The 14,735-nt window shown below is 68.0% G+C and carries 12 protein-coding genes; 7 read left to right on the top strand and 5 right to left on the bottom strand.

All coding sequences use genetic code 11. The features are described from left to right. Positions 1 to 2,020: sensor histidine kinase (locus tag ON38_RS03070; RefSeq protein ID WP_245563885.1), on the bottom strand; the 2,020-nt coding region annotated here is incomplete at its 3' end. 389 nt (positions 2,021 to 2,409) lie between these two features. Here ON38_RS03070 and ON38_RS03065 point away from each other — a divergent pair. The 4 genes from ON38_RS03065 (at position 2,410) to ON38_RS03050 (ending at position 7,478) form a co-directional block, all read left to right on the top strand. After that, complete coding sequence (locus ON38_RS03065; RefSeq protein WP_039822173.1) at positions 2,410 to 4,356, top strand: AMP-binding protein; 1,947 nt, start codon at positions 2,410 to 2,412, stop codon at positions 4,354 to 4,356. Positions 4,357 to 4,456: 100 nt separating this feature from the next. After that, positions 4,457 to 4,855: a hemophore-related protein gene (locus ON38_RS03060; protein WP_051164307.1), complete on the top strand. Its 399-nt coding sequence runs from the start codon at positions 4,457 to 4,459 to the stop codon at positions 4,853 to 4,855. Positions 4,856 to 5,376: 521 nt separating this feature from the next. Beyond that, positions 5,377 to 6,087, top strand: a complete 711-nt coding sequence (locus ON38_RS03055) for a response regulator transcription factor (RefSeq protein WP_039822171.1) — start codon at positions 5,377 to 5,379, stop codon at positions 6,085 to 6,087. Further along, positions 6,084 to 7,478, top strand: coding sequence for a sensor histidine kinase (locus tag ON38_RS03050; protein ID WP_373281187.1), 1,395 nt, complete (start codon positions 6,084 to 6,086; stop codon positions 7,476 to 7,478). Before ON38_RS03055 ends, ON38_RS03050 begins: the two co-directional genes overlap by 4 nt. Positions 7,479 to 7,676: 198 nt before the next feature. On the opposite strand, the gene ON38_RS03045 is transcribed toward ON38_RS03050, so the two are convergent. The 3 genes from ON38_RS03045 to pdxH all read right to left on the bottom strand — a co-directional run bounded on the left by ON38_RS03045 (position 7,677) and on the right by pdxH (position 10,464). After that, positions 7,677 to 8,036: an FKBP-type peptidyl-prolyl cis-trans isomerase gene (locus ON38_RS03045; protein ID WP_030522790.1), complete on the bottom strand. Its 360-nt coding sequence runs from the start codon at positions 8,034 to 8,036 to the stop codon at positions 7,677 to 7,679. 28 nt (positions 8,037 to 8,064) lie between these two features. After that, a complete protein-coding gene (locus ON38_RS03040; RefSeq protein ID WP_083872171.1) occupies positions 8,065 to 9,363 on the bottom strand; it encodes a citrate synthase in 1,299 nt (432 codons plus the stop codon). 381 nt (positions 9,364 to 9,744) lie between these two features. Further along, the gene (gene pdxH / locus ON38_RS03035) at positions 9,745 to 10,464 is read right to left on the bottom strand and encodes a pyridoxamine 5'-phosphate oxidase (RefSeq protein ID WP_039822170.1); all 720 of its coding nucleotides are present in this window, start codon (positions 10,462 to 10,464) and stop codon (positions 9,745 to 9,747) included. A 60-nt stretch (positions 10,465 to 10,524) separates the two neighbouring features. On the opposite strand from pdxH, the gene ON38_RS03030 reads away from it, so the two are divergent. Further along, positions 10,525 to 11,670 (top strand): citrate synthase 2, encoded by a 1,146-nt coding sequence (locus tag ON38_RS03030; RefSeq protein WP_051164306.1) that lies wholly within the window; start codon positions 10,525 to 10,527, stop codon positions 11,668 to 11,670. Between the two features lie 18 nt (positions 11,671 to 11,688). Here ON38_RS03030 and ON38_RS03025 read toward each other — a convergent pair whose 3' ends face one another. Continuing rightward, complete coding sequence (locus tag ON38_RS03025; protein WP_245563883.1) at positions 11,689 to 12,402, bottom strand: hypothetical protein; 714 nt, start codon at positions 12,400 to 12,402, stop codon at positions 11,689 to 11,691. Between the two features lie 63 nt (positions 12,403 to 12,465). Between ON38_RS03025 and serC the strand changes: the two genes are divergently transcribed. Together serC and sepH are read left to right on the top strand one after the other, a co-directional pair. After that, positions 12,466 to 13,590, top strand: a complete 1,125-nt coding sequence (gene serC / locus ON38_RS03020; protein WP_039822169.1) for a phosphoserine transaminase — start codon at positions 12,466 to 12,468, stop codon at positions 13,588 to 13,590. A gap of 223 nt (positions 13,591 to 13,813) precedes the next feature. After that, positions 13,814 to 14,735 (top strand): septation protein SepH (sepH, locus tag ON38_RS03015; RefSeq protein ID WP_051164308.1); only part of this gene is annotated, 922 nt, incomplete at its 3' end.

The following is a 14,735-nucleotide window of genomic DNA, read 5'->3' as shown; positions in this document are numbered from 1 at the left end:
GCAGCGGTCCGCTCATCCCGGGGTCGACGGTCACCATCATGTTTCCGGCGGCCGTGCGGCTGATACCGCGGGTCTGCATCGACGGTCCGCCCGGCGCATTACGCAACGCGGCCGCGGCGGCCTCGTCGGGCGACTGTTCCGGCTTCTTCTTCGCGGCATCGTTCGGGATGACGGCCTGCGGCCCGGATCCGGTCGCCAGCGGCAGGATCTGGGTCTCCCCGGCGACGATCAGGCTCATCGGCACGTGCACGGTGACGGTGACGCCCGGATCGCGCGCGGTGTCGAAGGTCGGCCGCAGCCGCACATTGAGGCCGTGCCGTTCCGCGAGCCGGCCCACAACGAACAGACCCATGTGACGGGCGGTATCCGGACCGGGTTCGGCGGTGCTCTCGAGCCGGCGGTTGATCTCGGCCATCTCGCTCGGCGGCATACCGATACCGCGGTCGGCGACCTCGATGAGCAGACCCTGGTCGTGTGCCTGCGCGAAGGTGAACTTCACATCCGTCTCCGGCGGCGACGCGCGCAGGGCGTTGTCCAGGAGTTCGGCGAACAGGTGGGCCATATCGGAGGCGGCCGGTTCGATCAGCGCACCGCGCGGGGTGGCGCCGAGCTTGACCCGCTCGTAGTCCTCGACCTCGGAGATCGCGGCACGCAGGACGTCGGCGATCTCGACGGGCGCGGATTTGGCGCGGCGCTGTTTGGTACCGGCGAGAATCAGCAGGTTGTCGCCGTTACGGCGCATACGCGCGGCGAGATGGTCGAGCCGGAAGAGGTTCTCCAGCAGGCGCGGGTCCTTCTCGTCGTATTCCATCGCCTCGATGAGGCTGAGCTGATGGTCGACGAGCGATTTACTCCGGCGCGCCAGGGTTTCGAACATATCGTTGACCTGGGAACGCATCTGCGCCTGATCACTGGCCAGGCGCAGCGCCTGGCCGTGGATATCGTCGATCGCGCGCGCGAGCTGGCCGATCTCCTCCTCGGACCGGATGGGCATCGGTTCGAGCGGCACTTCCTCGGGCGAGGCGCCGGTACGGAGCTGGGCGACCTCGTCGGGCAGGTCGCTCTCGGCGACGCGCAGGGCGGCCAGGCGCAGCCGGTGCAGCGGCACGATCATCGAGCGGGCCACGAACACCGCGAGCAGCAGGGCGGCCAGGATCGTCAGCAGCACGACGATCGAGTACACGACCGCGTCGGACAGGGCCTTGTCGGCCATCTTCCGCACACCGTCGTCGATCGAGGAGGTGGCCTCGGCGATCAGTTTGTCGGTGGTCCCGGTGCTGTCCAGCAGCGATTGCCGGGCCTCGCCCAGTGGCAGCCGGCCGGCCTGGGCCTCGGGGGTCTCCAGCATCCCGGCACGGTTGTCGATGCCCTGGCGCAGGATCGCGATATCCGGATCCTCGGCGTTGTAGCGCTGGCTCAGGATGTTCAGCAGCGCGCGTTCGGTATTGGTCGCGGTGCGGTAGGCCTGTTCGCCGGATTCCTGATTCCGCAGCAGTTCGGCCGCCGCGGTGATCTCACCGACCATGGTGGACCGCAGGTTCAGCGCGTCGACCAGCCGGAGCTTCGCCGGGTCGATCGAAGCGTCACCGACCTCGCCGAGAATGGCTTCCACGGCACGGACACCCGCGTTACGGGCCTTGTCGAGGACCTCCACGGCCTCCGCCGGGGGCAGATTCGTCGGCGCCGTGCCCTGAGCGCGCACACCCTTGGCCTGATCGATCATCTCGGAGAGCGCCTGCCGCGCCGCCGGTAGATCATCGAGCTCGGTGAGCGCGGATTCGGCCGCGGCGATCGACTGGTCCAAGGCGGCCAGGTTGTCCTCGGTGACCATCGACCGGCCCGGCGCGAGAGCGATCACCTGAGAGCCCGCCGTCGCGGACGTGGCGGTACTGAGATCGAGAACGGAAGGAACGATACTGACGTTCTCGGAGGCCGAACCCAGTCGGTTCGCGTTGCTCCATTCCGCCGAAATCCTGGACACGCCGAGCCCGACCGCGACCGCCAACGGCACAGCCAGCACGGCCGTAACCTTCCAGCGAAGGTCCCAGTTACTCAGCGCCCAGCGCTTCGTGCCGGACCTAGCGGCGTCACGCATTCCCACTCACTTTCCAACCTGGCCCCAGCCATGCTCCATCAGCGGAACTCCACACTCGCATAGTGGCTCGACGGGTGGAGCTGCCCGTGGGTCGCGGCTGGCCGAGAAATTGCGTCTACGACGGACCGAATTTGTGTCATCAGATTCTAACGGATCAATAACTTCTTGGTGTACTCAGCCCGGGTTCACGCACATTGACCAGCCGGTTACAGGCATAAGCCATGGTCGCGACACCCGACGGGGGGTCGCGTGAAGTCTGCCACAATCGTGCTGATCTATCGAGGCGAGGATTGCTGCGAGGCTAGGGAGCACGGGTGAACGCGAGGAACGAGTATCGACCGGTCTATCAGACCAGCCTGGTCGATCCCGCCGAGTTCTGGACCCGGGCCGCCTCGGCCGTCGATTGGGATGTGCCCCCTGACCAGGCTCTCGATACCGATCGCCGGACTTCCCGGTGGTTTCCCGGCGCCCGGCTCAACACCTGCTACAACGCCCTCGACCGGCATATCGCCGCCGGCCGCGCCGACCAGGCGGCGCTGATCTACGACTCGGCCATGACCGGCAGTACCCGCGTCTACAGCTATAGCGAACTGCGCGACGAGGTTGCGAAATTCGCCGGCGCAATGCGTGATCTCGGCGTAAGCGCCGGTGACCGCGTCGTGATCTATCTGCCGATGATTCCCGAAGCCGTAATCGCGATGCTGGCCTGCGCCCGGATCGGAGCCGTGCATTCGGTGGTGTTCGGTGGGTTCGCCGCCCCCGAACTCGCCGCCCGGCTCGACGATGCCGAGCCCGTCCTGATCGTGACAGCGTCAGGGGGGCTGGAACCGAACCGGACCATCGCTTACCCACCCATCGTGGACGAGGCCCTCGAACTGGCCGGGACCACCGCGCCGCGCACCGTGCTGGTGAAACAGCGCGCGGACTTCCCGGCGCACAACCACGACGGGAACCCGGCCGCCGACGCGGCCGTGCGGTGGCTCGACTGGGACGCCGTGGTCCGCGACGCCGCGCCCGCGGATCCGGTCTCCGTCGCGGCGACCGACCCGCTGTACGTGCTGTACACCTCCGGAACCACCGGTAAGCCGAAGGGCGTGGTCCGCGACAACGGCGGTCACGCCGTCGCCCTGACCTGGTCGATGCGCAATATCTACGATGTCGGGCCGGGACAGGTCATGTGGGCCGCCTCCGATGTGGGCTGGGTGGTCGGCCACTCCTACATCGTCTACGCGCCGCTGCTGGCCGGTGCCACCACACTGCTCTACGAGGGCAAACCGGTGGGCACACCGGACGCCGGCGCCTTCTGGCGGGTGGTGGCCGAACACCGGGTGCACACACTGTTCACCGCGCCGACCGCCCTGCGCGCCATCCGCCGCGCCGACCCCGCCGCCGCCTTCGCCCGCGACCACGACCTCAGTTCGCTGCGTGCCCTTTTCTGCGCGGGTGAACGGCTCGATCCCGCCACCTACCGGTGGGCCGCGGACACCCTGCTCGCGGACCGCACGGACTGCCCGGTAGTCGATCACTGGTGGCAGACCGAAACCGGTTGGCCGATCTGTGCCAACCCTCTCGGGCTGCAGCGGCTGCCCATCAAACCGGGCTCGGCCTCGGTACCGGTCCCCGGCTACCGGCTGCGCGTACTGGACTCGTCCGGCAACCCTGTGGCCGCGGGCGCCGAGGGCAATATCGTCATCGGCCTGCCGCTGCCTCCGGGCGCGCTCACCGGCCTGTGGCACGACGAGGAGCGCTACCAGCGGTCCTACCTGTCGGCATATCCCGGGCATTTCCTCACCGGTGATTCCGGATATTTCGACGAGGACGGCTACCTGTTCGTCCTCGGCCGCAGCGACGATGTGATCAATATGGCCGGACACCGCCTTTCCGCGGGCAGTATCGAAGCGGCCGTCGCCGGTCACGACGCCGTCGCCGAATGCGCGGTGATCGGCCTGCCCGACGAACTCAAAGGGCAACGCCCCATCGCTTATGTCGTCCTCAAGTCCGACGCCGTCGTCGACCCCGAAACATTGCGCGACGAATTGAGCGAACGCGTCCGCAAACAGATAGGACCGGTCGCCGGCCTGTACGACGCCGTCGTGGTACCGGCCCTCCCGAAAACCCGCTCCGGCAAGATACTGCGCAAAACCATCCGCCAGATGACAGCGGGCGAAGACTACGAAATCCCCTCCACGATCGAAGATCCCACCGTCCTGGACGAACTCGCCCGGATCGTGCGACCCGCACAGAACTCAAACTCCTCTTAGAAAATCCTCATGGCCCGGCCATGACGGGGCAATACGGTCTGAGGCAGTCCACGAGCCCGAGGCTCGACACGACACGACACGGTAGGAGGCAGTAATCCCCATGGCACACTCCACGACCCGGCTTCGCGGAAAACTCGGTCCGATCACCCTCACCCTGGGCGCAGCCGCCGCGGTCACCGCGTTCCTGAGTCCCGCGGTCGCCTCCGCGGCGCCGACAGATTTCGCCGAACCGCTCATCACCAGCGACTGCTCCTTCGCCCAGATCGACGCCGCGCTCCACGACCAGGCCCCCGAACTCGCATCGATGCTCGACAACAACCCCGACCTGAAGACGGAGTTGCAGAGCAAGTTCGATCAGCCGGTCGAAAAACGCCGTGCGGAACTGCAGCAGTACATCGAACAGAACCCCGAAGCCGCCCAGCAGGCCGAGAACGACCCCCGAACCCAGCAACTCCGGACCACCCTGCAGGGCGTAGCCGACACCTGCCACAACTACTGAGTTTTTGGCGGCGCCTGCGGCGCCGCGGGGTTGAGGCCCCCTCGGTCTCGCCGTTTCGGCCTCGAGACTTGCGCCTTCGGCGCGGGCGCTTTCGAGGCCGAAACGGCGAGACGGGCCTCAACCCTTTCAGGTGTCTCGTAAAACTCGACACATGCGGGTTGCGTGGGCCTTCGAGGGCCGGGTCGGATGCCGACTCGACCGCACCGGCCGACCTGGCGTCTGATCGCCTTCACGAACAGCAGCGCCCGCTTGGTGCCGAGTTCGGCGTGGCCGGGAAAGGGGCGAGTCCCGTCCCTCCTTGGCCGAAGGTGCTCAATGGTCGCGCTCTATGGACGGCCCACCGCACATCGCAAGTCTCGAGGCCTGAACGGCGGGACCTTCGGGGGCCTCGACCCCGCGGCGCCGAAGGCGCCGCCAAAAAACACAGCCCCCCTTCGCCGAAGGTGCTCGATGGCTGCACTCTATGGACGGCTCACCGCACATCACATCGCACATCGCGGGCGCGCCAATAGACTCGAGGTGTGACGGAGCGGATCAGCAATCCGGCGGTGCTCGTGGTCGACGATGACGAGGATGTTCTGGCATCGGTGGAGCGAGGTCTGAGATTGTCCGGGTTCCGGGTGAGTATCGCCCGGGACGGGGCGGCCGCGCTGCGTGCGGTGTCGGAGGAGGCACCCGACGCCGTCGTCCTCGATATGAATATGCCTGTGCTGGACGGGGCCGGGGTGGTGACGGCCCTGCGGGCGATGGGCAACGAGGTGCCGATCTGTGTGCTGAGCGCGCGCAGTTCGGTCGGTGACCGGATCGCGGGCCTGGAGTCGGGCGCCGACGACTATCTGGTCAAACCGTTCGTCCTGGCGGAGCTGGTGGCGCGGATCAAGGCGCTGCTGCGGCGGCGCACCGATACAGCCGCTCTGTCCGGAGCTCCGGATGTCGTCTCGGTCGGTCCGCTGCAGGTGGATACGGCCGGTTACCGGGCGATGCTGAACGGCCAGCAGATCGAGCTGACCAAACGTGAGTTCGAGCTGCTGTCGACCCTGGCCCGTAATGCCGGTGTGGTGCTGAGCCGGGAGAGGTTGCTGGAACTGGTGTGGGGCTACGATTTCGCGGCCGATACGAATGTGGTCGATGTATTCGTCGGCTACCTGCGCCGCAAACTCGAGGCCGACGGAACACCCCGGCTGCTGCACACGATTCGCGGTGTCGGGTTCGTGCTGCGGGAAACGAAGTGATCGGCAACTCTTCCGGGCGAAGACGCCGGCGCTCGTATTCGCTGCGTGCCCGGGTCGCGGGGGCGGCGGCGGCCGGGGCGGTGCTCATCGTGGCGGTGGTGAGCGCGATCGCCGTACCCGCTATCGAGCACAACAACCTGCAGCAGACCGATCAGCAGTTGCGCATCGCTTCGCGGCTGGTACTGATCGAGCCGGTGGTCGCGGTAGGGGTGGTGAACCTGCTCGGTCCCGACCGGAATATGGCGCTGACCGTCCGGGACGAGGGCCGGGTCCTCGCCTCCAGTTCCGTCGAGTTACCGGACCTGGAACCCGGCGCGAAAACGGTCACCGTGGACGGCACCCCTTACCGTGTGCTGACCACCACCGAGAATCAACCCGCCGGCCGCTCGGTTTCGCTGGGGATCCCCGCGGCGGAGGCGGCGGAGCTGACCGCCGAACAGCAGCGCTGGGTGCTCTTCGGCGGTCTGCTCGCGATCGCGGCCGCGGCCGGTCTCGGCTGGTTGTTCGGCGGCCGGGCGGTCCGGCCGATCGTGGTGCTCACCCGGCAGGTCGGGGCACGTACCGGATACGGCGACGCCACCCCGGAACCGGTCGACAGTTCCGGGGTGCTGGAAGCCGAACAGCTGGCCGACGCGGTGAACACCATGCTGCGCCGGGTCGACCAGGCACAGACCGCCACGGCCGCCGCCCTGGAGACCGCCCGGGATTTCGCCGCGGTCTCGGCCCACGAACTGCGTACCCCGCTGACCGCGATGCGCACCGATCTGGAGGTGCTGGCGACCCTCGATCTCGACGAGTCCCAGCGCGCCGAAATCCTCGCCGACCTGCAGCGCAGCCAGGAGCGGGTGGAGACCACACTGGCCGCGCTGGAACGACTCGCTTCCGGTGATCTGACCTCGGAACGCGACCATATCGACACCGATATCGCGGAGTTGCTGGATCAGGCCGCCCACGACGCCATGCGCCACTACCCCGGGTTGACCGTCCGGATAGACACCGATGCCGAACTGGTCACCCGGGGCCTGCCGGCGGGCCTGCGCCTGGCGGTGGACAACGCCGTCAAGAATTCGGTCAGGCACGGGGGCGCCACCGAGGCTCTGCTGTCGGCTCACCGCGCCGCCGACGACACCATCGTCATCTCGATCGACGACAACGGGCACGGGCTGGCGCCCGCGGAACGGGAGACCGTTTTCGCGCGCTTCGCCCGCGGCAGCCGGGCCAGCAAGGGCGGATCCGGTCTGGGCCTGGCCCTGGTCGCCCAGCAGGCCCAGCTACACGGTGGGCGGGCCTATTTCGACGACGGCACCCTCGGTGGGGTCCGGCTGGTACTGGTCCTGCCGAATCGGATCGGCGGTGTTGCCACCGGCACCGCGGGAACGGGATCGGCATAACGCCGGCCGTAACAGCGCCGCCGCACGGACGTGTGGGAGCTCGGTCCGGCGATCGGGTGACCGGGTCCCGACAGAGACACGCGGCGGAAACCCCCTCATACCTGCCGAGATACCGCCCCCGAGACCGATCTCGGCCCCGGAGCCGCAGCTCCGGGGCCGAGATGTGTTGCCGAGCGGGCGTTCGCCCCGCGCACGGACCTACTTGGCGTCCAGCAGGTCGATCACGAACACCAGGGTCTTCCCGGACAGGTGGTGACCACCACCCGCCCGGCCGTAGGCCAGTTCCGGCGGGATGGTGAGCTGGCGGCGGCCGCCCACCTTCATGCCCGGGATTCCGTCCTGCCAGCCCTGGATCAGACCACGCAGCGGGAAGGTGATCGATTCGCCGCGGTTCCACGACGAATCGAATTCCTCGCCGGTATCGAATTCCACGCCGACGTAATGCACTTCGACGGTGCCGCCGGGGACGGCTTCCGGGCCTTCGCCGACGGTGATGTCCTTGATGACCAGTTCGGTGGGCGGGGGACCCGCCTGAAATTCGATCTCCGGTTTGCTCATGCCTTGAATCCCCTTCGATTCAATCGGTTCAGCGGTTGGTGATTTCGGAATAGTCCCGTGCACCATAGCCGGTGTAGATCTGCCGCGGACGGCCGATCTTGATGGCTTCGCTGTGCATTTCCCGCCAGTGCGCGATCCAGCCCGGAAGCCGGCCCATGGCGAACAGCACGGTGAACATGCGGGTCGGGAAGCCCATGGCCTTGTAGATGACGCCGGTGTAGAAATCGACGTTCGGGTAGAGCTTGCGCTCGACGAAGTAATCGTCGGTGAGCGCGGCCTCCTCGAGGGCCTGGGCGATATCGAACAGCGGGTCGCTGCCGAGTTTGCTCAAGATGGTGTCGGCGTGCTTCTTGGCGATCGCGGCGCGCGGGTCGTAATTGCGGTAGACCCGGTGCCCGAAGCCCATCAGCTTCACACCGTCTTCCTTGTTCTTTACCTTGCGGATGAATTCCTTGACGTCACCGCCGGCGGCGAGGATACCGTCCAGCATTTCCAGCACGGCCTGGTTGGCGCCGCCGTGCAGCGGACCCCACAGCGCGTTGATACCACCGGAAACGGAGGTGAACAGGTTGGCGTCGGAGGAGCCGACCAGCCGGACCGTGGAGGTGGAGCAGTTCTGCTCGTGGTCGGCGTGCAGGATGAGCAGCATGTCCAGGGCGGCGGCGATCTCCGGGTCGACCTGGTAGGGCTCGGCCGGGAAGCCGAAGGTCATCCGGAGGAAGTTCTCCACCAGCGACAGCGAGTTGTCGGGGTAGAGGAACGGCTGGCCCACCGACTTCTTGTACGAGTACGCGGCGATGGTGGGCAGTTTGGCCAACAGCCGGATGGTGGACAGTTCGACCTGTTCGGGGTCGCGGGGGTCCAGCGAGTCCTGGTAATAGGCCGAGAGCGCGTTGACCGCCGAGGAGAGGACGGGCATCGGGTGCGCGTTACGGGGGAAGCCGTCGAAGAAGCGCTTCAGGTCTTCGTGCAGCAGGGTGTGCCGACGGATCTTGTCGGTGAAATCCTCGAGCTGATCCTGGGTGGGTAGTTCGCCGTAGATGAGCAGATAGCTGACCTCGATGAAGGTCGAGTTGTCCGCGAGCTGCTCGATCGGGTAACCGCGGTAGCGCAGAATGCCCTGTTCACCATCGATATAGGTAATTGCCGATTTGGTCGACGCGGTGTTGACGAAACCCGGGTCATAGGTTGTATATCCCGTGCTCGCCAGCAGCTTGCCGAGATCGATACCGTCGTTTCCTTCGGCGGCCTCGGCGATCGTCATTGGGTATTCGCCACCGGGGTAGGTGAGAACCGGTTTGGCGTCATTGATGTGATTCTCGGGCACGGAAGGTTCCCTCTCAGGCTTAAGACCGTCGGCATCGTGTGCGGACGACACACGGTGCGTTACCGGTAGACGCTAGTCCTTGCTCCGGCGGGACAGGTGGGGAGGGTACCCGCGTACCGATCTCACAATCGGCCCGCGCGGGTGTGCGTTTCAGCGGTTCGTCTACCGGCCGGTATGGCTGTGACCGGGGGAAACAACCATCGGAACCCGATCCCGGCCGGTTGTGGACGACGCCCGTGCCGGCTCCACGGAAATCGCCGCTCACCGCCGCCCACAGAACGTACCCACAAGCCTGCCGGCGAAACCGTGTGAAACATCACCGGGCAAGATGTAACGGCCCTGGACGCGGCCGCACGACCCGCTGACCGACCGGGTGGCCGGTCACGGCTGGAGTCGGCGCACCGACATACCGGCCTCGTCGATACGGACCACGATCCGGTTGTGCAGCCGCCCGCGCTGGCCCTGCCAGAACTCCACCTCGTCGGGCCGCAGCACATAACCACCCCAGTACGGCGGCACGGGTACCTCGGCGACCGTGGCGAAACGCCGGGTCGTCCGCGCCAGCTGTTCGTCGAGTTCCGCGCGGGAACCGATCGGTTCGGACTGACGCGAGGCCCACGCGCCGAGCTGGGATTCCCGCGGCCGCGACCGCCAGTATCGTTCGGTCACCTCGGCCGATACCCGGTCCGCCCGGCCGCGGACATGGGCCTGCCGGGCCAGTTGCGGCCAGAGAAAGGTCGCCGAGGCATACGGCGTCGCCGTCAGCTGGGCGCCCTTGGCCGACTCGTAGTTCGTATAGAAGACGACGCCCTCGGGCGAGAGCCCCTTGCAGAGCACCGTGCGCGTCACCGGCCGGGCGTCCGCTCCGGCCCCGGTGAGAGTCGCGAGCACCATGGCATTGGGTTCGGCGATACCGGCGACGGTCGCCTGTTCTATCCACAGCCGCAGCAGCGGCTCCCAGCCCCCGGCCACCGAGAGTTCGTCCAGTTCCGTGTCGTGCACACCCAGCAACGGTCCCGAGTTCGGTGAACCCGGATGCGCCGCACCGTATTCGGCGCGCATCGCGCCGAGGTCGGCACCCGTCTCCTCCACATCCGCCATGGGCCAGACGTTACTCCCGAGTAGCTCGGCGCTAGAGTTCTGTTGAAAGGAGAGTCGCGTATGACCACCAATTCCGCGGTATCGGGGTCCGGCGGGGTGCCGGACGATTTCGTCAGCGGCCTGGAGGGGGTGGTCGCGTTCACCACCGAGATCGCCGAACCGGACAAGGACGGCGGCGCGCTGCGCTACCGCGGCGTGGACATCGAGGACCTGGTCGGCAACCGGGTCACCTTCGGCGATGCCTGGGCCCTCCTCGTCGACGGCGAATTCGGACACGGCCTCCCACCGGCCGAACCCTTCCCGCTGCCGGTGCACACCGGCGATGTGCGGGTCGACGTCCAGGCCGGCCTGGCGATGCTCGCCCCCATCTGGGGCTACCGGCCGCTGCTCGATATCGACGACGCCACCGCCCGGGAAAACCTGGCCCGCGCCTCGGTCATGGCACTGTCCTATGTGGCGCAATCGGCCCGCGGTATCTACCAGCCCGCTGTGCCGCAGCGCCGGATCGACGAATGCACCACGGTCACCGACCGCTTCATGACCCGCTGGAAGGGCGACCCCGACCCGCGCCACACCGAAGCCATCGACGCCTACTGGGTCTCGGCGGCCGAACACGGTATGAACGCCTCCACCTTCACCGCCCGGGTCATCGCCTCCACCGGCGCCGATGTGGCCGCCTCGCTCTCCGGAGCCATCGGCGCCATGTCCGGCCCACTGCACGGCGGCGCCCCTGCCCGGGTCCTGCCCATGATCGAAGAGGTGGAACGCACCGGCGATGCCCGCGCGCTGGTCAAGGGGATCCTGGACCGCAAGGAAAAGCTGATGGGCTTCGGCCACCGGGTCTACCGCGCCCAGGACCCGCGCGCCCGGGTCCTGCGCGATACCGCCGCCCGCCTGGCCGCGCCCCGCTACGAAGTGGCCGCCGCCCTCGAACAGGCCGCACTGGCCGAGCTCCGCGAACGCCGGCCCGACCGTGCTATCGAGACGAATGTCGAATTCTGGGCCGCGGTCATCCTCGACTTCGCCGAGGTCCCGGCGCATATGATGCCGGCCATGTTCACCTGCGGCCGGACCGCCGGGTGGTGCGCGCACATCATGGAGCAGAAGAAACTGGGCAAGCTGGTCCGGCCGGCCGCGATCTACACCGGCCCGGGTCCGCGGAAACCGCAGGACGTCGCGGGATGGGGCGAGGTACGCACGGCGTAGCCCGCCCGGTCCGGCCCGTCATGTCCGCTCGGGTTCGGCCTCCCAGTCGATGGCGACCGATTCCCCCGCGTCGACCGCGAAGAAGGCTGCCTCCAGTTTGGCGCCGAGGTCCAGCAGGCCGATGGCGGCCAGCGGGACCGATTGGACCACCCTGACCCGCCAGGGGCCGGGTTCGTCCCAGGCGCGTAGCTCCAGGTCCAGACGCAGGACCGGGTCGTCGCAGCCGCAATAGTCGGCATCCACCGCGGTCACCGCCAGGACCGTGGCCTCGGCCCGGCGGCCCTCGGCGAGGATCTTGGTCAGCCCGGCCCGGCCGGGATCGGTATCGCCGGGGAGATACAGCACCATGCGGTCGCGGTCCGCGGGGTCGACCCGGCAGCACACCAGATCACCCGGCCGCATGCGGTCCAGTTCGGCGCCGGATACCCGCTGGCGTACCTGGGCCTCGTACGGCGGCAACCCGGGCAGCCGGACGCGGACCCGGAAGGTGTAGCCGGGCTCGGCCCGGCGGGTCCGGGTGGCGAGCACGGTCGCCGAACCCGCCGTCCCGGTGGCCAGCAGATCCCGGCGATCGGGTCCGGTGGGAGCTTCGCCGCGTCGCCGGAAGCGGCGCGGGAGCAGCTCGCGCAACCGGGAGAGCGGCCCCGGCGAACCCGGGAGTTCGCTCCGGCCCCGCGCCCGGCTGTCACCGGATCCACCCCCGGCAGCGCCCCTCGACGACCGCATGCTCATACCCGTTCACGTTAGCCGGAGTGTGGTACGCGGCACAGCAACGGCGCGGCTACGCTGTTCGCCATGACCAGTGCGTTCCCGACCATCCCCGAAGACCTCAAGCCCGCCGACGGTCGTTTCGGCTGCGGTCCGTCCAAGGTTCGCCCGGAGCAGCTGCAGTCCCTGGTGGAGGTGGGTGCCTCGGTATTCGGCACCAGCCACCGCCAGAAACCGGTCAAGGACGTGGTGGCCCGGGTGCGCTCCGGGTTACGGGACCTGTTCTCCCTCCCGGAGGGTTACGAGGTCGTCCTCGGCAACGGCGGCACCACCGCGTTCTGGGATGCCGCCGCGTTCGGCCTGGTACGCGAGCGTTCCCTGCACCTCACCTACGGCGAGTTCAGCGCCAAGTTCGCCAGCGTCACCAAGAAGAACCCCTTCCTGGGCGACCCGATCGTCGTCTCCGCCGATCCGGGCAGCGCACCGGAGCCGGTCGCCGATCCGGCCGCCGACCTGATCGGCTGGGCGCACAACGAGACCTCCACCGGTGTTTCGGTCCCGGTGGTGCGGCCGGCGGGTTCGGAGAACGCGCTCATCGCCATCGACGCCACCTCCGGCGCGGGCGGGCTGCCCGTGAACATCACCGACGCCGACGTCTATTACTTCGCTCCGCAGAAATGTTTCGCCGCCGACGGCGGACTGTGGATCGCGCTCATGAGCCCGGCCGCGCTGGCGCGGGTGGCGGAGATCAAGGAATCCGGTCGCTGGACTCCGGACTTCCTCTCGCTGCCGATCGCCATCGAGAACAGCCTCAAGGACCAGACCTACAACACCCCGGCCCTGGCGACCCTGCTGCTGTTCGCCGACCAGATCGATTGGCTCAACCGCAACGGTGGCCTGGACTGGGCCGTGAAGCGGACCCTGGATTCCTCGTCGCGGCTGTACGCGTGGGCCGAGGCCAGCGAATTCGCCACCCCGTTCGTCGCCGATCCGGCGCACCGGTCCCAGGTGGTGGGCACCATCGATTTCGCGGAGTCGGTGGACGCCGCCGCGGTGGCCAAGACGCTGCGGGCCAACGGCATCGTCGACACCGAGCCGTATCGCAAATTGGGCCGCAACCAATTGCGCGTCGGGATGTTCCCGGCGATCGACCCCGAGGATGTCGGACAGCTGACCCGCTGCATCGACTGGGTGGTGGAAAACCTCGGCTGAGCCGAGATCACCTGCGGGTTCGGGCCCGTCGCGCGTGTCGCGCGGCGGGCCCGCCGACGTCTCACGGAATCAACTTGATACACAAGGGAATAGAGCAGATTAGCGGTAGATGACGGCCACAGGGTACATTTCGGTGCCGCGTGTCTTGCCACACGAATCCCAGAAGTGCACTACTGTTCCAGAACGTGGGCGGTATCGCGAGCGACGCGATAAGGAGGTTACGGTGCGTGAACTTCGAGTGATCGGGGTGACGCCCGACTCCGCCCATATCGTGTGCGTCGACACCGAAAGTGGTCAGAAATTCCGGCTTCCCGCCGACGACAAACTTCGTGCCGCCGCCCGCGGCGACCTTGCCCGATTCGGCCAGATCGAGATCGAAATGGAAGCTACTATGCGTCCTCGCGATATCCAGGCTCGAATCCGTGCCGGCGCGTCGGTCGAGCAGGTGACACAGGAATCCGGTATGCCGACGAGCCGGGTGGAGCGGTTCGCCTACCCGGTGCTGCTGGAGCGGGCCCGCGCCGCCGAGCTCGCGCAGAAGGCACATCCGATCCGTCCCGACGGCCCGGCCGTGGAGATCCTGATCGATGTGGTGACCGCCGCTTTCACCGCGCGCGGGCATACCCTCGACAATGCCGAATGGGACGCCTGGAAGGACGAGAAGGGTTTCTGGGTCGCCCAGTTGCAGTGGCAGAACGGCCGTTCGGAGATCGCCGCGCACTGGCGCTACCAGCCGGACGCGCACGGCGGCAGCGTTTCCCCGCTCGACGATCCGGCCACCGATCTCATCGATCCCGATTTCGGTCGCGCGCTGCGCGGTCTGGCCTCGATCCTGCCCGTCGAATCAGAGTCGGCGGCCGCACCCGAACCGGTGGCCGAGCCACGGCGTGAACCCGCCCGGGCCGCCGCCGTCGACGACTACTACGAGCAGCGCGCGGTGGCCGCCGGCGGTACGACACCGCTGCCCACGACCGCGACCCCGCTCACCTCCGGTGGCGCCCGGCCGGGGGGCACGGCGCTGCCCGCCGGTACCCCGGCGGCGAGCGCGCCCGCCGAAACCTACCGTCCCCCTGCGGACAGCTACCGGCCGCCGGCCGAGACCTATCCCGTCTCCGCCGAACCGGCTCGCCCCGCGGCGCCGCGAC

The sequence above is a fragment of the Nocardia testacea NBRC 100365 genome (assembly GCF_000308775.1).
Classification (GTDB): domain Bacteria; phylum Actinomycetota; class Actinomycetes; order Mycobacteriales; family Mycobacteriaceae; genus Nocardia; species Nocardia testacea.
Note: the sequence above shows the minus strand (reverse complement) of the source record. Positions and strands in the feature narration are given on the sequence as shown.

Bases quoted from the DNA above. Each gene is read 5' to 3' on its own strand.
- ON38_RS03060 (WP_051164307.1), top strand. From the start codon at position 4,457: ATGGCACACTCCACGACCCGGCTTCGCGGAAAACTCGGTCCGATCACC.
- ON38_RS03045 (WP_030522790.1), bottom strand. From the start codon at position 8,036: ATGAGCAAACCGGAGATCGAATTTCAGGCGGGTCCCCCGCCCACCGAA.
- pdxH (WP_039822170.1), bottom strand. From the start codon at position 10,464: ATGGCGGATGTGGAGGAGACGGGTGCCGACCTCGGCGCGATGCGCGCC.
- ON38_RS03030 (WP_051164306.1), top strand. From the start codon at position 10,525: ATGACCACCAATTCCGCGGTATCGGGGTCCGGCGGGGTGCCGGACGAT.
- ON38_RS03025 (WP_245563883.1), bottom strand. From the start codon at position 12,402: ATGAGCATGCGGTCGTCGAGGGGCGCTGCCGGGGGTGGATCCGGTGAC.
- serC (WP_039822169.1), top strand. From the start codon at position 12,466: ATGACCAGTGCGTTCCCGACCATCCCCGAAGACCTCAAGCCCGCCGAC.